The sequence below is a fragment of the Robinsoniella sp. RHS genome (genome assembly GCF_001029355.1).
Lineage (GTDB): Bacteria > Bacillota > Clostridia > Lachnospirales > Lachnospiraceae > Robinsoniella > Robinsoniella peoriensis.
Genome location: NZ_JNGB01000047.1, coordinates 1 through 18,755 on the forward strand (window position 1 = coordinate 1; position 18,755 = coordinate 18,755).

An 18,755-nucleotide genomic window follows, 5' to 3' on the forward strand; every position below is an offset into this window, starting at 1 on the left:
GTAAAAAATGCCTCTTGAAAGAAATGCCGGAGAGCGTTTATTATCAAAATCTCTATGATTACATCAGCCGGCTGGATGAAGATGTTAAAACAGAAGAAAATAAGTATCGGGAACGCCTTGATAAATGTAAAGCGTGTGACAGCCTGATAAATGGAATGTGCAGAATATGCGGATGTTTTGTGGAAATGAGAGCAGTCATTGAAAAAAATGGCTGCCCCCACACAACTCCAGAATGGTGACTAGGAGAAAAGGAGTAGGAAATGACTGGTAAAAAGTATGCAAAAATGGTAATAGACAAAGATTTTAAGATATCTAAGATTGATAAGCGGATTTATGGATCTTTTATAGAACACCTGGGGCGTGCCGTATATGAAGGAATATATCAGCCTGGTCATCCCACGGCAGATGGAAATGGCTTTCGTCAGGATGTGATGGATCTGGTAAAGGAATTACAGGTGCCCATAATACGTTATCCCGGCGGTAATTTTGTATCTAACTTTTATTGGGAAGACAGTGTGGGACCGGTGGAGCAGAGACCGAAACGTCTGGAGCTGGCATGGAGAAGTCTGGAGCCCAATGAAATCGGGGTAAATGAATTTTCTAAATGGTGCAAAGAGGTAAACTCAGAAATTATGATGGCGGTAAATCTGGGAACCAGAGGTGTAGCGGATGCCTGCAGCCTGTTAGAATACTGCAATCATCCATCCGGGACGAAGTACAGCGATCTGAGAATTTCCCACGGTGTAAAACAGCCTCATGGAATCAAAACCTTGTGCCTTGGTAATGAAATGGATGGACCGTGGCAGGTAGGATCGAAAACCCCGGTTGAATACGGGCGGATTGCGTCGGAAACGGCAAAGGCAATGAAACTGATAGACCCTTCCATAGAACTGGTTTCCTGCGGCAGTTCCAATACCGGAATGCCAACGTTTCCCCAGTGGGAGGCAACAACCCTGGAACATACATATGATTACGTAGACTACGTTTCCCTCCATCAGTATTTTGGTAATCCGGATCATGATACAAAGAACTTCCTGGCACGTTCCGTGGAAATGGATCACTTTATTCGCACAGTCATTGCCACCTGTGATTTCGTAAAAGCGAAAAAGAGAGGCAGTAAGAATATCAACTTAAGCTTTGATGAATGGAATGTATGGTTCCACTCCAACGAATCCGATCAAGATACCATGGCAAACCATCCATGGCAGAAAGCTCCGGCGCTTCTGGAAGATGTCTATACTTTTGAGGATGCTCTTTTAGTGGGACTGATGCTTATTACCTTTTTAAAACATGCCGACAGGGTAAAAATAGCATGCCTGGCACAGCTGGTCAATGTTATCGCACCCATAATGACAGAGACAGACGGCGGTGCGTGGAAACAAACGATCTTTTATCCATACCTCCATGCTTCCATATATGGAAGGGGTACTGCATTGCAGCCGGTATTTGACAGCTCCAGGCACGATACAAAAGAATATACCGATGTAACGGATGTGGATGCAGTAGCAGTTTACAACGAGGAAGCAGAGGAGGTAACCATCTTCGCCGTAAACCGCGATTTAGAAGAAGGAATACCTATGGAATGCGATATCAGAAGCTTTCCAGGTTACCAGATACTGGAGCATATCGTGCTGGAAAGCGATGACTTAAAGGCAAGCAATGGTCCGGGAAAAGAAAGGGTGGTACCTGGACATTCTGCTAACAGCAGAGTGGAAGATGGAATTTTGAAGACGGTATTGAACAGGGCTTCTTGGAATGTGATAAGGTTGAAGAAGTGATGTGTTTTAATTAGAAAGGACGCTTTGCTGATTAAGTGTGTGTACGGAAGGCCCCCTGCTCCTTCCGGTCACCATCCCTGCCCCGTCCCGACCTACTGGAATTATATCCAAAAGTATGTTAAACTATAAGAAATTCAATTTATAGGAGGACTAAACGAACATGAAAGTAGCAGTAACGTATGAAAACGGACAAATTTTCCAGCATTTTGGACATAGCAGCCAGTTTAAGGTATATGAGATCAATGAGAATGAGATTATTTCCAGTGAAGTACTGGATACCAACGGCAGCGGACATGGTGCACTGGCAGGATTTTTGAAAGAGGCAGGTGTTGATGTGCTGATCTGCGGCGGTATCGGCGGAGGAGCCCAGAATGCCCTTAAGGATGCAGGGATCAAGCTGTTTGGCGGAGCTTCCGGTGATGCTGATAAGGCTGTTGCAGATTTGCTGAAGGACAAGCTTCAGTATAATCCGGATGTAAAATGCAGCCATCATGAGCATGCTCATGGGGAAGGCCACAGCGATTGCGGCAGCCATGCAGATCACAGCTGCGGACATAACTGCAGCCATTAATAAGGCGCGTAAAGTACGTTATGAAGAGATTTATGTATCATTCATAAAGTACTACGCACAATTACTCCAAATTCAAATCAAAAAAGGTAAAATTATCATGCGTTTTCTATATTGACTTTTTCCTCATCTCCCGATATCCTAATATTGAAATACCGGTGAACAGTGCATGTGCTTTGCAGGCATGGGCAAGAACAGATGAGGAGTAAAAAGATGAATCATAAGAAAATTATATTTTTTGATATTGATGGAACTATATATGATCACAGGACAGGGGTAGAGCCATCTACAAGGCAGGCAATTGCAATGCTGGTAGAGAATGGCCATATTCCTGTCCTTTGTACTGGCAGGGCAAGAGCGATGATCATGCAGGAACTGATAGATCTGGGGTTTCAGGGAATTGTGGGCGCCTGTGGAACATATGTTGAGTATCAGGGAAAGCAGGTAGAAAATCGTACCCTAAGCAAAAGGGATGTACAGCGGGTAGTGGACGCATCTGTAAAATACGGACTGGAGGTAATCCTGGAGGGAAGTAAAGCCATGTATTACAATGAGAATTTAAATTTGCCCCAGTATCTGGAACAGATTAAACATATGACAGGAAAGTATTGTTTACTTCTGCCAATGATTGAGAACAGAGATTCCATCCAAATAAATAAGTTAACAGTACATTTTGGGAAAGAATCTGAATTAAAAGGATTTCGGGAAGAGTTAAAAGACATTCTGGACTTTATTATACATTTTGAATCAGATGATGAGAATTATGCGGAATGTGTGCCTGTTGGTTTTACAAAAGCAACGGGTATCGAAACGCTGCTGCAGTACCTGGATATCGATAAGAAAGACAGTTACGCATTTGGAGACAGTGTAAATGATCTGGAAATGATCCAATACGTAAATTATGGAATTGCCATGGGCAACAGCAGCGAAGAAGTATTTGAAGTTGCAAAATACAGAACTGACGGGATGTATGAAGACGGCATTTATAATGGACTGAAAGAGTTCGCACTAATTTAAGAATTCTGGAAACAGATGATTATTTATACAGAAAAATAAATAAAACACCAAAGAGAACATTCCCCAGTGAGGTTTTTCTTTGGTGTTTTTTCATGATATCAAATCATAGATTTACACTTTCTTTACATACAAAGCAATTCGACAGAAACCCCCAAAATCCAACATGGAACCCACATACAAAGAAAAAAGAACTATGAAATTTATACAGTTTTTTATCCATATACTGCATAAACTGTATAATCTTTTCCTATTGACATAGAGTGCACTCTATAGCGCATAATAAAACAAGGAGGCAGTTATGGAATATTCAGTAAAACAAGTTTCAGAAAAATTAGGAATATCAGTTTATACGTTACACTATTATGATAAAGAGGGACTTCTGCCATTTATTAAGAAAAAGGAAAATGGAACCAGGGTCTTTACGGAAGGCGATGTAGAATGGGTGGATATGATTCTTGCCCTCCGTGAAATCGATATGCCCATTGCGAAAATAAAAGAATATATTTCACTTCTGGTGCAGGGAGAAGTTACGTTGTCCCAGAGAAGAACGCTAATCACCCAATACCGTGAATATTTAGAATACCGGATGCAGGCAATGAAAAAATGTCTGGATATTACCAGCAGGAAACTGAATGAATATGACAAAGGAGTGCTGGATATTTTAGATGAAAAAGAAGGAATCAGGGAAGAGAAGGAGCGGAAAATATGACCTATGAAGATTTATTTGAAGAGATTAAATGCATGTTTATGAAGGCGGATGTCAGTGACATAGCTACACACCTGGCATATCAGTTTAATATTGAGGGAGAAGCTGAGGGTGCATTTTATGCTGAGGTGAAAGACGGGGAGCTTTATATAGAACCATATGAGTATTACGACAGAGATGTGCTGTTTACCTGCACTGCAAAGACACTTTTGAAAATTGCAAAAAAGAAGTCAGATCCCATTTTGGCATTTACCCTTGGGCAGTTAAAAGTAGAAGGAGATTTTGACAAGGCACTGATGCTTCAGAAATTTATTCCCGCAGGCGACGGGGTTTTTGACCGGAGGGGTTGAAAGGAGTTTATCTATGAGTAAATCAGTAATAATACTGGGAGCAGGAATAGTAGCTGCTGCAGTGGAGACCGGGATTGCAGGATATTTTTTCCGCCGTACCATGATTCGGGGAAATGCAAAAGAAGAACGAACCACCAAGATGGCGGGAACCGACTGGAACCAATATCTGCCGGAAATACGGAAGAAAAAAGAATGGGTAGTCAGACAGGAACGGGAAGCTGTTTCCATCATCGCCAGGGATGGATTGAGACTGAAAGGACATTTCTATCCGGGTGCTAATCCGGATAAAGTCATTTTATGTTTACACGGTTATACCAGCCGGGGTTCCAATGATTTTAATTCTTTGGCATATTTCTATCTGCATTTAGGTTACAGTCTGTTGATTGTAGATCACAGATCACACGGGGAGAGTGAAGGAACCTATATTGGCTTTGGATGCTTAGACAGATTTGATGCATTAAAATGGATAAAATATTTGGAAAAAAGATGTGGAAAGAATTGTCAGGTCATGCTTCATGGTATCTCAATGGGAGGCGCAACTGCTTTAATGGTCAGCGGACTTTCACTTCCGGACTGTGTAAAAGGGATTATTTCCGACTGTGGATTTACTTCTGCATGGGAGGTCTTTGATTCGGTTTTAAAAAATACATACCATCTGCCCTCATTCCCAATCTTACAGATAGCCGATGTAATGGCAAAAAGAGAAGCAGGATATGGGCTGAATGAGTGTAATGCATTAAATGAGGTGGCAAAATCCACCGTTCCTATTTTGTTTATTCACGGGGATGCGGATACTTTTGTGCCGTCCCGGATGTGTCATAAACTGTATAAAGCATGCAAAGCACGAAAAGAGATGCTGATAGTGAAAGGTGCAGCCCATGCAGAAAGTTATTATAAAGGCACAGAAAAATACGAAAATAAAGTCAAAGAATTCTTGAACAGCATTTTGGAGGAGTAGTTATGATGAAAACAAGATATGGGAAAAAAGTATATCCGATAACTGCGGCGCAGCGCCTGCATTTCTTTACACTGGCTCACTGCCCTAAGAAACAGGTCTTAAATATTGGAACCAGTCTAACCATCGAACAGGATCTGGACTGGGAGGTTTTAAAGAAAGCAATATATGAAGCATATGCCAGATGTGAGAGTATGCGCATCCGCTTTGCAAAGGATAAAGCTGGTAATGTATATCAATATATTGCGGACAGAGAGGAACGTGAAATAGAACACTTTGATTTTACCGGATGGCAGCACAAACATGCTGAGGATAAAATGAAAGAATGGACTGGGATTCCCTTTGAACGGTTTGACAGTCCCATGAACCGGATTGTCATGATTCAGCTTCCCGATGGGTATCAGGGGGTTTATATGCTAGTGGACCACATGACTATGGATGCTCAGTCGCTGATTGTCTTTTTAAAGGATGTCATCGAGATTTACTGTCATTACAAGTATGAAGGAATTGATTATCCAAAAGAAATGGCGTCTTACATTACCCAGTTGGAAAAAGATATTGCTTATGAAGCAGGAACTTCTGCAAAGAAAAGGGATACGGCTTTTTTTGAAAGCCTGATTAAAAATTCAGAGCCGTTTTTCTGCGATATACATGGACCGGAGAAACTGATGAATGAACGTAAATCCACGGGCAATCCCAAACTTCGTGCTGCTACAAATCTCACCGATAATGTGGATGCCAATATTACGGTATTTCATCTTGAAGCGGAGCCTTCCAAGCAGCTTTTGGATTTCTGTGAGGAACGCCAGATTTCCATGGTATGCCTGCTCATGATGGGACTTCGCACCTTTTTACAAAAAGAGAATGATATGGATGATGTTTCCTTAACCACAACGATTGCCAGAAGAGCAACACTTTCGGAGAAAAAAAGCGGCGGAACGAGAATTCACTGCTTTCCTTTCCGAACGGTTGTTTCCCGGGATGAGACCTTTCTGGAAGGAATTCATAAGATCCGTGACGGGCAGAATCAATTATTCCGACATGCCAATTATGACCCTGTTTCTTACTTTGATGTGAGAAGAAAATATTATAAAATGCAGGGCGCACAGACTTATGAACCCATGAGCCTGACATACCAGCCACTTACCATGCAGAGTAAGGGATTGGACAAACTGGGAGATATTAAATACAAGACTGCCTGGTATACCAATGGAGCAGCAGCCCATACCCTGTACCTTACAGCTATGCACAGAGCGCAGGATAACGGACTGGATTTTAGTTTTGAATATCAGACCGGAGCAGTGACACCGGAAAAACTGGAATATGTATATTACTATCTCTGCAAAATATTATTTTATGGAACCACCCATCCGGAGAATACGGTTGGAGAAATAATGGATCATGTATAAGGGAGGCGGGAAAGATGCTGGAACAATTAAAGGAAATGATTTGTGAATATGTGGAAGTTGATCAGTCTGAAATTAAAGAAGAGAGCCGTTTTATCGAGGATCTTGGATTTAATTCCTATGATTTTATGAGTATGGTGGGGGAGATCGAAGATACTTTTGATATTGAAGTAGAAGAGCGCGAAGTGGTAAATGTAAAAACAGTTGGCGATGCAGTGAAATATATAAAGGAACTTCAGGAAGCATAAGCATAAGTAACGTAAGTAGATTTTGACACCGTTATGGAACAAACCTGAAATGGGAGGAGCATATGGAAACTAAAATTCAAAATATGAAAGACATTATTGAATACGCCGCAGAAATGTATGGGGAATCCCCTGCAATCCGGTATAAGGTGCGTAAAGAGGTCATTACCAAAACCTATCGGGACATAAAAAAAGACAGTGAATCATTCAGCCGGTCACTGGAAAAACTGAATATGCTTAAAAAGCATGTGGCGATTATTGGTCCCACTACATATCCATGGATTATCAGTTATTTTGGAACGGTGAATTCGGGCAGTGTGGCAGTGCCGCTGGATGCACAGCTTCCCGCAGAGGAATTGTGCGAACTGATAAACCGCGCAGATATCAGCGTCCTGGTATTTGATGAACTTCGTAAAGATCTGGTACAGGCAGTAAAAGAGAAGTGTCCCGGACTACAGTACCTGATTTCCATGCAGGCTTCCGAAAGTTTAGATGAAATCCTGTCTTTTAACAGGCTGATTGTAGAAAATGAAGGCAGTTTTTTTACCGATATTGACTGTGATAAAATGACCGCTATTCTCTTTACATCCGGAACAACCGGAAAGAGCAAAGGTGTTATGCTGAGCCATCGTAATCTGGCGGATAATGCGGTGTGTCTGGATATGAAGATTCCGGCAGGCACCATATCCATGACGCTTTTACCCATTCATCATGCTTATTGTTTTACCATGGATATTTTAAAAGCCATCTATATCGGAATGGTTATCTGCATCAATGATTCCATTATGCATGTACAGAAGAATATGAAATTATTTAAACCGGAAATCATTTTGCTGGTGCCAATGGTGATTGAATCATTATATGCAAAGCTTGTGGATGCAACTGGGATTTTACCGAAAAAGATGGTGGCAAAAGCTGCTCTTGGAGGAAATCTGAAAACAATCTGCAGCGGCGGGGCCTATTTGAATCCGGACTTAATAGACGGTTTTAGTGCATACGGGATCCGTATTCTCCAGGGTTATGGAATGACAGAATGTTCTCCGGTGATCAGTACGAATCTGGAGTGGGACAGCCGTAAAAATTCCGTAGGCAAACTTCTGCCGGGATGTGAAGTGAAAATAGTGGACGAGGAAATTTGGGTGAAAAGCCCTTCCGTAATGCTGGGATACTATAAAATGCCAAAAGAAACGGAAGATACATTGGAAGACGGCTGGCTCAAAACCGGTGATCTGGGATATGCCGATGCGGATAATTTCTTATATATCACAGGACGTAAAAAGAATCTGATTATCTTAAATAACGGGGAAAATGTCTCACCCGAAGAGCTGGAAAATGAAGTCAGTAAAGCAGCGCTGGTAAAAGAAATCATTGTGAGCGAGAAAGACAGTGTGATACAGGCGGAAATTTTCCCTGATTATGATTATGCTAAGAAAAAGCGCATCAAAAATATAGAAGCAGAGCTGCAGAACATTCTGGATGCATATAATAAAGACAGGCCGGTATATAAAAGGATCCATGGATTAAAGGTAAGAGAAGAAGAATTTGCAAAGACACCATCCAAAAAGATAAAAAGGGTGTAGTGGATCATCTATTGTAATTGCCGCCCATTCCGTATACAATATGAGTAGAAGAATTGTCATATAAAAATGGAATGGAGTTCATGGAATGCGATATTATGTGAAAGATAAATTAATCCCTTTGAATAAAGGAGAAACACCTGCTGAGGGGCTTGTCGTTGTGGAATGTCTTTCTTCATCTGAATATAAGAAACGTTATGAGAAAACCCTTCACGTGGATTTACTGACCAGAAGCCTTGGCAATGTTGAATTTTGTAAGGCAGATGTGCTGAGAAACTGTATTGTGGGAACTTTTGTGATTCCCTGCAAAGAGGATCTTTTGGAGAAGGAATCCGGATTTGGCTATTACATGGATAAGGAAAGGCTGCTCTTTGTGGACGATAATCACATTGTAGAAAAGATGCTGGAGGAAATCTGTCAGATACAGGTTCTTCCCAAGACATACGTGGCACATGTATTTTTTGAATTTATGGAATATCTGACCAGGGATGATGTGATTTTCTTGCAGCAGTATGAAGAAAAGCTGGAAGATATGGAAGAGGGTCTTTCCAATTCAGACACCAGGGATTTCAATAAAAAGCTGCTTAAATGCAGAAGGGAACTGTTAAAGCTAAACGCTTATTATCAGCAGTTAATGGACTTAAGTGATACCCTTAGTGAAAACCAGAACCGTTTATTTAACCGGGAAGACTGCAGACTCTTCACTTTTTATACAAAGCGGGTGGAAAGATTTTATGATACTACCCATATGCTCAGGGAATATTCCATGCAGCTTCGGGAAATGTACCAGTCCCAGATCGATATCCACCAGAATAAAGTAATGCAGTTTTTAACTGTAGTTACAACAATTTTCATGCCGTTAACTCTGATTGCAGGATGGTATGGCATGAATTTTGCCAACATGCCGGAACTTAATACGAAATACGGATATGGAATTATCATTCTGGTAAGCATTCTCGTAACCGGAATTGAAATCTGGTATTTTAAAATCAAAAAGTGGTTCAAATAGAAGCTTATATTCAGGCATTAAAAAAGCGGGTATGCTGTTGGCCCCGCTTTTTTTCCGCTTATTATTGAACCCGCACTGCTTTTCTTTTTAAAGATATTAACTGAAAGCCAACCATAGCAGATCCATTTACTAACAATCCAAGTGTTACGATCATTCCTGCCATTACTGCCATCTTTACCACTCCTCGCCTTGTGATTTATTTAACGTATTCTATCACCTTTTCGTCTGTTTGACAAATTTTGGATAAATAGATTTATATAGAAAGAACGATAAAAAATTGTATAAATATAAATACATTGACGAAAATTTAATACAATCATTGTATAAAATTTAACGAACACAGAACAGCTGCCGGAGATTATTTTAAATAATGACTTAAAATGTCCTCTGCTATTTATGAAAAATAGTAGAAAATGGGAAATTTTTATTTTAACTGAAAAATTGAAAATTTGAAAGGATGACAGATGATTTATACTGCATTTCGTGATATACTAATAGTCCATAAAGTGTGAAGCAGGAGGTAAAAATGGACAGAGAGCGGATGATTCAGGAGTTCTGCCGCTTAGTATCAATCGATTCCCCTTCCTTTGGGGAGCGGGAGATGGCGGATTATCTGATTGGAGTTTTTGCTGAGAATCAGATTATTCTGGAAGAAGATAAGGCGGGAAGCTGTTATGGCGGAAATAGCGGAAATCTGTATGGTTACTGGAAAGGGACATGTGAAGGCGCGCCTATTTTATTTTCCATGCATATGGATACCGTGGAACCGGCAAAAGGCAAAAAAGCGATCGTACAAGAAGATGGAAAAATAACAAGCGGCGGGACAACGGTTCTTGGCGCCGATGACTTGGCTGCTATAGCGGAGGTAATCGAAGCCGTCCGCAGCATTACGGAACAAAACATACCCCACCGGGATGTGGAGTTTCTGATCTCTATAGCGGAAGAGCAGCATCTGCGGGGAAGTCAGGTGTTCGATTTTTCCAGAATCAGAGCAAAAGAATCCTATGTACTGGATAAAACCGGGCAAATCGGAACCGCAGCAGTTGCGGCCCCTTCCCTGGCGACATTTGAAGCAGTGGTGCAGGGGAAAGCAGCTCATGCCGGATTTGCGCCGGAAGATGGAGTGCATGCCATTTTAATCGCATCCAAAGCGATTTCCCGAATTCCCATGGGACATGTAGGAACGGAGATGACGGTAAATATCGGAAGCATTCAAAGTGAATTTGCTACCAATATCGTGCCGCCTGTGTGCAAAGTAAAAGGAGAGGTGCGCAGTTTCTCTCATGAAGCGGTATTAAACCAGTTAGTAGACATTCGTAATATTTTTGAAGAAGAGGCTGGCAAACTGGGCGGAGTCGTGGAGTATCAGGAAGAAATATTATTTCAGGCATATGTGACACCTGAAGATGCAGCCGTTGTCAGACGATATGAAAACGTCTGTCATACGTTAAAAATAGAGCCGGTATTGGAAAGAACTTTTGGAGGCAGCGACCAAAATCATTTATGTGCCAACGGAATCCGGGGAATGGTCCTGGCATCAGCCATGCAGCAGGCACATTCCAGCAGTGAATATACTACTGTAAATGATATGGAAAAGGTTACGAAAATTGTGATGGGGTTAATGCAGACATCCGATTAAATTTAAACTTTTTTGTATGAAAACAACAAAAAGATGAAAAATAGAAAGATAGGAGAAGAACCATGATAAACAGTCAATTTGATAAACTTGTAGACAGAAAAGGCACTAATTGCCTGAAATATGATTTTGCAGCGGAGTTCGGAAGACCGGAAGGACTGATCCCCCTGTGGGTGGCGGATATGGATTTCTGTGTGCCGGAGCAGGTGAAAAAAACCTTGCTGCGGTGTGCGGAACACGGAGTTTTTGGATACACCGATGCAAAACCGGAGTATTTTCAGGTTCTCGGAAAATGGTTTTTAGATCATTTTGGATGGAAAACGGATGCATCCTGGGTTGTTAAATCTCCGGGTGTGGTGTTTGCCCTGGCAGCTGCGATTCGTGCATTTTCCAAAGAAGGAGAAAGTATTCTGATCCAGCAGCCGGTATACCATCCGTTTGCAAATGTAATTAAAGCCAATGAACGCAAGCTGGTGGTAAACCAATTGGTATGTGAAGATGGTGTTTACCGTATGGACTATGCAGACTTTGAGAAAAAAATAGTGGAAGAAGAGGTAAAGGTCTTCCTGCTGTGCAGCCCTCATAATCCGGTAGGACGGGTCTGGACCAGAGAGGAACTGCAAAGAGTTGGGGATATCTGCCTGAAACATAAAGTGCTGGTAGTTTCTGATGAAATCCATTGCGATTTCACCTATCCGGGTTATCAACATCTGGTTTATGCCTCATTGGGACAGGTATATGCGGACAATTCCATTGTGTGCACCGCTCCCAGCAAGACTTTTAACCTGGCAGGCCTGCAGGCATCCAATATCTGGATTCCAAATCCGACTATCCGGGAACAGTTTCAAAAAGAGATTGCCAAAACCGGATACAGTGACTTGAATACCTGCGGTCTTGCAGCGTGTCAGGCGGCATATGCCTATGGCGGAGAATGGCTGGAAGAATTAAAAGAATATCTCACGGGCAATCTGGAATTTGTAAGAACATTTTTGAAAGAAAACCTGCCCCAGATTCATCTCATCGAACCTCAGGGAACTTATTTATTATGGGTTGATTTCAGAGAGTTGGGGCTTTCAGCAGAAGAATTGAATCAATTGCTGGTAGAAAAAGCGCATCTGTGGCTCAACGATGGTTCCATGTTTGGAGAGTGCGGAAGCGGATTCCAGAGAATTAATATTGCCTGTCAGAGAGAAACCCTGAAAAAGGCTTTTAAACAACTGGCAGAAGCCATTGACAGCTTGAAGTAGGAGGGGGCAGATGCAGTTAAATACAATACACCATGTGGCAATTATTGTCTCGGATTATGAAAGATCCAAAGAATTTTATGTAGAGAAGCTGGGATTTGAAATCATACGTGAAAATTACCGGGAAAAGAGAAATGATTATAAGCTGGATTTAAGGCTGGGAACCTGTGAACTGGAGATCTTCGCAATTCCCGGCAGCCCCAAACGCCCCAGTTATCCGGAAGCCTGCGGACTTCGCCACCTGGCTTTTCAGACAGATAACATAGAAGAGACAGTCGCATGGCTAAAAGAAAAGGGAATCATAACGGAGCCCCTTCGGCTGGATGATTATACCGGTAAAAAAATGACGTTCTTTCATGATCCGGACGGTTTGCCGCTGGAACTGCATGAATAATCCCGGAACAAAGAAAGGTAAAGTAAATGAATACAAATAGTTATGAGTTTGATGCAGAGATTAAAAAAGTTCCGGATATAGACGGTGCTTATGTAGAAATTCCCTTTGATGTAAAGGAGGTCTTTGGGAAAGGCAGAGTAAAGGTTCATGCCTTATTTGACGGAGAACCCTATGCAGGAAGCCTGGTTCGGATGAAGACTCCCTGTCATATCATAGGACTTCGCAAAGACATCCGGGAGAAAATACAAAAACAGCCCGGTGATATGGTGCATGTATTCATTAAAGAGCGGGAATAAAATCCGAATACTATCTGCCAAAATCAAGAGTTATCTTGTATGTGGAATTCTTTCGGGCCACCCTGGAATATTTCCATTTAATACGGCGGTAAACATTCTTTCCTTTACTCCGGGATTTTCCCCGTTAAGCTGACGGATCAGATTTTTTGCATACTCCCTTTTGGTATAGCCGTCGATGGGGCACGGGCTCTTTGCAACCGGAAGATGGTATTTATTTTTAAAGCCGATGACATCTGCCTCCAATACGTACATCAGAGGACGGATAACCGTCATATCCATACGGTCTAAATATGTTTTTGGGGAAAAAGAGTGGAAGCGCCCTTCAAAAATCAGGGACAGCAGCATCGTTTCTACAATATCATCTTTGTGATGGGCGTAGGCTACTTTGCTGCATCCCATTTTTTTTGCAGTTTCATTAAATGCGCCTTTTCTCATTTTGGCACACAGGGAGCAGGGATTGCTCTCTTTTCTTTCGTCAAAAATAATTCTGGCGATTTCCGTATCGATTACGGTATAAGGAACGTCCAGTTCTTTACACAGTTCTTTGATTGGTTCCAGATTAAAATCGGGATAGCCCAGGCTGACCGTAATAGCCTCCAGTTCAAAATGTTTTGGATAAAACCGTCTCAGGCCATGAAGGGCATATAACATAGTCAGGCTGTCTTTGCCGCCGGAAATGCCTACGGCTATTTTGTCCCCTTCCTCAATCATCTGGTATTCATCAACGGCTTTTCTGGTATAACTTAAAAGCTGCTGTAATTTCATTCGTATTCCTCCTAAAATGTATGTGGTAAAACCTGTATCAGTATATCATATTTTTACCTAATGGGAGCATACAATTCGAATTTAGACCTATGAAAATAGGAAAAGTGTGATATAATATGAGATTATGCGGCATTTGTTGTATATTTAGAGAAGGGGAATTAGATGGAAAAAGGAAAAAAAGGTTTTTTTAGTGTTGTATTCAGTCGCAGTGCAATTCTGATCTTCCTGCTGCTGATTCAGATTGGAATTCTGTTTCTGGGATTTGAATTGCTGAGAGACTACATGTTTTATGCCTATGGAGCCGTAGTGGCACTGGCATTGGTACTTGTTATTTATATTATTAATAAGAGGGAAAATCCTGCATTTATGATTGCCTGGATTATTCCAATTCTGGTTATACCCGTATTTGGGGCTCTGTTTTATTTATTTATTGAATTACAGATTGATACAAAATGGGTAAACTCCAGGCTGAAAAGATTAAATATAGAAACAAAAGAGCTGACTCCCCAAAATGCAGAGGTTTTGAATAATCTGCGCCTGGAGGATGAGGGAATGGGACATCTGTCCGATTATTTATATCGTGTAGAGAATCTACCGGTTTACCAGAATACCTCTGCCAAATATTTCCCGCTGGGAGAAGATAAGTTTGCAGAGATGATTGTACAGTTAGAGCGGGCACAGCATTTTATATTTATGGAATATTTTATTGTGGAACGCGGTGTCATGTGGGATACAATTTTAGAGATTCTGGAGCGCAAGGTGAAAGAAGGCGTGGAAGTTCGTTTTATGTATGACGGGATGTGTTCCCTTGTTTTACTGCCTTATAATTATCCCAGGAGAATGCAGGAGCTGGGAATCCAGTGCAGGATGTTTTCACCGATTAAACCGGCGCTATCTACCATCCAGAATAATCGTGACCATCGAAAGATACTGGTGATTGACGGATATCTTGCATTTACCGGGGGAATCAATCTGGCAGATGAATATATCAATCAAAAAGAACGCTTCGGACATTGGAAAGATACTTCTATCATGATTCAGGGTGAGGCAGTAAAAAGCTTTACGCTGCTGTTTTTGAAGATGTGGAATGTGGATAAGCGCCACAGTGAAGAAGACTACAGAAAATATGTGGACGTGCCCCAGCTTAAGATTCCTGCACCCGGGGATGGATTTGTAATCCCTTATGGAGACAGTCCCGTAGATAAAGAGCAGGTTGGGGAATTGGTGTACATGGATATCCTGTTTACGGCGAAAAAATATGTACATATCATGACGCCGTATCTGATCCTGGATCAGGAATTGAAAGTTGCATTGACATATGCAGCGAAAAGAGGTGTGGAAGTTATTATTATGATGCCTCATATTCCGGATAAGTGGTATGCTTTTGTTTTAGCGAAAACCTATTATAATGAATTACTGGATGCCGGAGTGCAGATTTATGAATATACCCCGGGATTTGTACATGCAAAGGTCTTTACATCCGATGACGAAAAGGCGGTGGTGGGGACAATTAACCTGGATTTCAGAAGCATGTATCTGCATTTTGAGTGTGCAGCACTTTTATATAAAAATGCGGAGATTGCTAATATTGAAGCGGATTTCCAGGAGACGCTGAAAAAGTGCCGGAGAATAACTCAGGAAGATTATAAAAAACTCAATCCGGTGATTAAACTCATTGGAAAAGTACTGCGATTATTCGCACCCCTCATGTAATGTCTGTGGCACACGCACAAGTGTGCCATAAAATTGGACTTTTACTGGAAGAAAAGAATGTGTTATACTAGTGGCAACGACAAAATAAGAAAAGGTGAAGATTATGCCAATTAAAGTACAGGGTGATTTACCAGCAAAAGAGATCCTTGAGCAGGAGAATATATTTGTTATGGATGAGAACCGTGCAATGCACCAGGATATCCGTCCAATTGAAATTGCGATATTGAACCTCATGCCATTGAAGGAAGAAACAGAGCTGCAGCTTTTGCGTTCCTTATCGAACACGCCGCTGCAGGTGAATATAACCTTTCTGATGGTAACTTCTCATGAATCGAAGAACACTGCAACAAGCCATCTGAATCAGTTTTACATAACCTTTGATGATGTGAAAAAACGAAGCTTTGACGGTATGATTATTACCGGTGCACCGGTAGAACAAATGGAGTTTGAAGACGTGGATTACTGGGAAGAACTGACCCACATAATGGAATGGACGAAAACAAATGTAACTTCCACAATTCATTTGTGCTGGGGAGCGCAGGCTGCCTTGTATTACCACTATGGACTTCAGAAAAAGCCTCTGGACAGGAAAATGTTCGGATTGTACTGGCACAGTGTATTAAATCGAAAGATTCCTCTGGTAAGAGGATTTGACGATATGTTCCTGGCGCCTCATTCCAGGCATACGGAGGTACCGAAGGTATCTATCGAGGCATGTGACGATCTAATGATTCTGGCTGATTCTGAAGAAGCCGGGGTTTTTCTGGCTATGAACAGGGACGGCAAACAGATCTTTGTCATGGGCCATCCGGAATATGACCGGGTAACACTGGACGGAGAGTATAAAAGAGATGTAGGCAAGGGATTGGATATCGACATGCCCATGAATTATTATCAGGGGAATGACCCGGAGAATAAGCCGGTTCTCATGTGGAGGTCCCATGCGAATAACATGTATACAAACTGGCTGAATTATTATGTATATCAGGCAACTCCTTACAGTTTAAATGAAACAGGTGATTTAAAAAAGAATGATGATGACTGACAAAGCAGAAGAATGATTTATCTGATGTAACAGTAGCTTATAAAAAGCCGGATCAGTATATGTAAACCCCATCCGAGGATAGGGTTAGCGTATATTGATCCGGTTTTTTTATAACTATTAGTACTGCAGCAAAAAATTCAAGATCTTTTTTGAAAAAGTAAGGGGCGCTTCTCTTATTGATCATTACCCGCAGTACAAAGCAACTCCTTAACTGAACCCAGAGTTGTTACGAAATATTTCGATAATATTAATAAAAAATATGAATAAAGAATAAAGAAAAAATAAAATAAATGGCTAAAACCCTTTTGAATACTGGGGATTTAGAGTGGTGTAAAACAATATATTATCTTGAGGTTGACAAAAAATGTAATTATGATATAATGAAAATGTAATAAATTTAACAATTATGTAACAATTAAATATAGCAATATGGAGGTAGAAATTTCATGAAGAAAAGAATGATGATGATTGCAGCATGTCTGATGGCAGGATCTATTACGTTTTCAAGCCTGGGTCTGGTTTCAAAAGCACAGACTATTCAGGTTCCGCTGGCTGGTTTACAGGCGAGTATAAGCGGGAGCCAGGATTCGCAGCAGGGATCTGCTGACAAACAGGATGGGACGGACGGAAGCAGTGAAGCGCAGGCACAGGTTTCGAATCCGTATGACAATTTGGCGATTGCACAGATTAATGATGATGCTTATGTTAATATACGAAATAAACCAAACACGGACGATGGAGAAGTACTTGGAAAGCTCTATGATAATTCGGCAGCCGAGATACTGGGCGAAGAAGACGGATGGTACCATATCCGTTCCGGTTCTGTAGAAGGTTATGTTAAAAAAGAATATTTTGTCACAGGTGCAGAAGCAGAGGCACTGGCTGAACAGGTGGGGAAAAAAGTCGCTACCGTTAAGACCACTACTTTAATGGTAAGGTCAGGAGCCGGAACGGATCAGGATATTGTAGGCATGGTGGGTGACTCGGAGAAACTCCGTGTACTGGATGACCAGGGAGACTGGGTAAAAGTAAGAGTAGATTCAGATATGGAAGGCTACGTGTCGAAAGAATATGTGGATTGCAGCATGCATTTTAAAGTAGCAGAATCCCTGGAAGAAGAAAGACAGCGGCTTGCAGCTGAAGAAGCAGCTTATCAGGCAGCTTTAGAAGAAGCGCGTAAGGCAGATGAAGCGGCATCCAATACGCAGGGTTCATCTATGGGACAGAACAATGCATCTACAGATGCACAGCAGACAGAAACACCGGAGACAGGCGCCCCGGAAACCAATGTACCGGAAACAGAGACTCCGGCAGTCAATGCCCCGGAGACCAATGCACCGGAAACCGAAGCCCCCTGGACAGAGGCACCGGAGACAGAAGCTCCGCAAACAGAAACAACCTGGACAGAAACGCCAGAGACCAATGCACCGGAAACCAATGTGCCAGAGACCAATGCCCCTGAGACAGAGGCTCCTGCTACAGAAGTACCAGAAACGGAAACTAATGCTCCTGAAACAGAGGCTCCTGCTACAGAAACACCTGCTACAGAGCCGCCTCAGACGGAAGCTCCCGGAAACCAGGATCCATCCGGCGGCAGCGGACAGGGTTCCTCCACTTCCGGTACCAGACAGAGTATTGTAAGTTTTGCGCTTCAATTTGAAGGTAATCCTTACGTATGGGGAGGCACCAGTCTGACAAACGGAGCAGACTGTTCCGGATTTACACAGTCCATAATGGCAAACTTCGGTATCAGTATCCCGCGTGTGGCTGCAGACCAGGCTTATGGAGGAAGAAGTGTTGACGTAGGAAGCGTTCAGCCCGGAGATTTACTGTTCTATTTAGATGACAGCGGATCTATCGGCCACGTAGCCTTGTACATCGGCAACAATCAGGTAATTCATGCCAGCACACCGGAAACGGGAATCATCATTTCCGATATCAGCTATAGACAGGCATACAGCGCAGCAAGCTATATTGACTGATCATATAAATAATAAATAAGAACTGAAAAAACAGATGCTTCCGGGCATCTGTTTTTTCGTTGTAGAAAT

The 18,755-nt window shown here is 41.9% G+C and carries 18 protein-coding genes and 1 pseudogene; 18 read left to right on the forward strand and 1 reads right to left on the reverse strand.

Going from position 1 to position 18,755, the window contains the following annotated elements; all coding sequences use genetic code 11:
* The 15 genes and pseudogenes from RHS_RS18165 to RHS_RS18235 all read left to right on the forward strand — a co-directional run.
* The coding region (locus RHS_RS18165) for a DUF6171 family protein (protein WP_395022889.1) at positions 1–239 on the forward strand (239 nt) is incomplete at its 5' end.
* 21 nt (positions 240–260) lie between these two features.
* Entirely contained in the window at positions 261–1,778 is a 1,518-nt protein-coding gene (locus RHS_RS18170) for an alpha-N-arabinofuranosidase (protein WP_047833982.1), read from the forward strand.
* Between the two features lie 160 nt (positions 1,779–1,938).
* Positions 1,939–2,349 (forward strand): annotated as a pseudogene (locus RHS_RS18175) (NifB/NifX family molybdenum-iron cluster-binding protein); the annotation flags it as partial.
* A 210-nt stretch (positions 2,350–2,559) separates the two neighbouring features.
* On the forward strand, positions 2,560–3,363 hold the full coding sequence (locus RHS_RS18180) for a Cof-type HAD-IIB family hydrolase (RefSeq protein WP_044292905.1): 804 nt from the start codon (positions 2,560–2,562) through the stop codon (positions 3,361–3,363).
* A 298-nt stretch (positions 3,364–3,661) separates the two neighbouring features.
* Positions 3,662–4,072: a MerR family transcriptional regulator gene (locus RHS_RS18185; protein WP_027293791.1), complete on the forward strand. Its 411-nt coding sequence runs from the start codon at positions 3,662–3,664 to the stop codon at positions 4,070–4,072.
* Positions 4,069–4,419 (forward strand): SCP2 sterol-binding domain-containing protein, encoded by a 351-nt coding sequence (locus RHS_RS18190; protein ID WP_027293792.1) that lies wholly within the window; start codon positions 4,069–4,071, stop codon positions 4,417–4,419. The genes RHS_RS18185 and RHS_RS18190 overlap by 4 nt, the downstream gene beginning before the upstream one ends.
* Positions 4,420–4,432: 13 nt before the next feature.
* Positions 4,433–5,377 (forward strand): alpha/beta hydrolase, encoded by a 945-nt coding sequence (locus tag RHS_RS18195; protein WP_044292900.1) that lies wholly within the window; start codon positions 4,433–4,435, stop codon positions 5,375–5,377.
* Between the two features lie 5 nt (positions 5,378–5,382).
* Positions 5,383–6,783, forward strand: coding sequence for a condensation domain-containing protein (locus RHS_RS18200; protein WP_047833996.1), 1,401 nt, complete (start codon positions 5,383–5,385; stop codon positions 6,781–6,783).
* Positions 6,784–6,797: 14 nt separating this feature from the next.
* Positions 6,798–7,028 (forward strand): acyl carrier protein, encoded by a 231-nt coding sequence (locus RHS_RS18205; RefSeq protein WP_027293795.1) that lies wholly within the window; start codon positions 6,798–6,800, stop codon positions 7,026–7,028.
* 62 nt (positions 7,029–7,090) lie between these two features.
* Positions 7,091–8,605, forward strand: coding sequence for an AMP-binding protein (locus RHS_RS18210; RefSeq protein ID WP_047833983.1), 1,515 nt, complete (start codon positions 7,091–7,093; stop codon positions 8,603–8,605).
* An 85-nt stretch (positions 8,606–8,690) separates the two neighbouring features.
* On the forward strand, positions 8,691–9,611 hold the full coding sequence (locus RHS_RS18215; protein ID WP_052430640.1) for a CorA family divalent cation transporter: 921 nt from the start codon (positions 8,691–8,693) through the stop codon (positions 9,609–9,611).
* Between the two features lie 526 nt (positions 9,612–10,137).
* Positions 10,138–11,250, forward strand: coding sequence for a M20/M25/M40 family metallo-hydrolase (locus RHS_RS18220; RefSeq protein WP_047833984.1), 1,113 nt, complete (start codon positions 10,138–10,140; stop codon positions 11,248–11,250).
* 62 nt (positions 11,251–11,312) lie between these two features.
* Positions 11,313–12,494: a MalY/PatB family protein gene (locus RHS_RS18225; protein WP_044289321.1), complete on the forward strand. Its 1,182-nt coding sequence runs from the start codon at positions 11,313–11,315 to the stop codon at positions 12,492–12,494.
* Positions 12,495–12,504: 10 nt separating this feature from the next.
* Positions 12,505–12,885, forward strand: coding sequence for a VOC family protein (locus RHS_RS18230; RefSeq protein ID WP_047833985.1), 381 nt, complete (start codon positions 12,505–12,507; stop codon positions 12,883–12,885).
* 26 nt (positions 12,886–12,911) lie between these two features.
* Positions 12,912–13,181 (forward strand): DUF1905 domain-containing protein, encoded by a 270-nt coding sequence (locus tag RHS_RS18235; protein WP_047833986.1) that lies wholly within the window; start codon positions 12,912–12,914, stop codon positions 13,179–13,181.
* A gap of 30 nt (positions 13,182–13,211) precedes the next feature.
* Here RHS_RS18235 and RHS_RS18240 read toward each other — a convergent pair whose 3' ends face one another.
* The gene (locus RHS_RS18240; protein WP_027293801.1) at positions 13,212–13,946 is read right to left on the reverse strand and encodes an ATP-binding protein; all 735 of its coding nucleotides are present in this window, start codon (positions 13,944–13,946) and stop codon (positions 13,212–13,214) included.
* A 162-nt stretch (positions 13,947–14,108) separates the two neighbouring features.
* On the opposite strand from RHS_RS18240, the gene cls reads away from it, so the two are divergent.
* The 3 genes from cls to RHS_RS18255 all read left to right on the forward strand — a co-directional run bounded on the left by cls (position 14,109) and on the right by RHS_RS18255 (position 18,686).
* The gene (gene cls / locus RHS_RS18245) at positions 14,109–15,659 is read left to right on the forward strand and encodes a cardiolipin synthase (protein ID WP_027293802.1); all 1,551 of its coding nucleotides are present in this window, start codon (positions 14,109–14,111) and stop codon (positions 15,657–15,659) included.
* A 103-nt stretch (positions 15,660–15,762) separates the two neighbouring features.
* Positions 15,763–16,704: a homoserine O-succinyltransferase gene (metA, locus tag RHS_RS18250; protein ID WP_047833987.1), complete on the forward strand. Its 942-nt coding sequence runs from the start codon at positions 15,763–15,765 to the stop codon at positions 16,702–16,704.
* 446 nt (positions 16,705–17,150) lie between these two features.
* Positions 17,151–18,686, forward strand: coding sequence for an SH3 domain-containing protein (locus RHS_RS18255; RefSeq protein WP_395022897.1), 1,536 nt, complete (start codon positions 17,151–17,153; stop codon positions 18,684–18,686).
* Positions 18,687–18,755 lie beyond the last annotated feature (69 nt).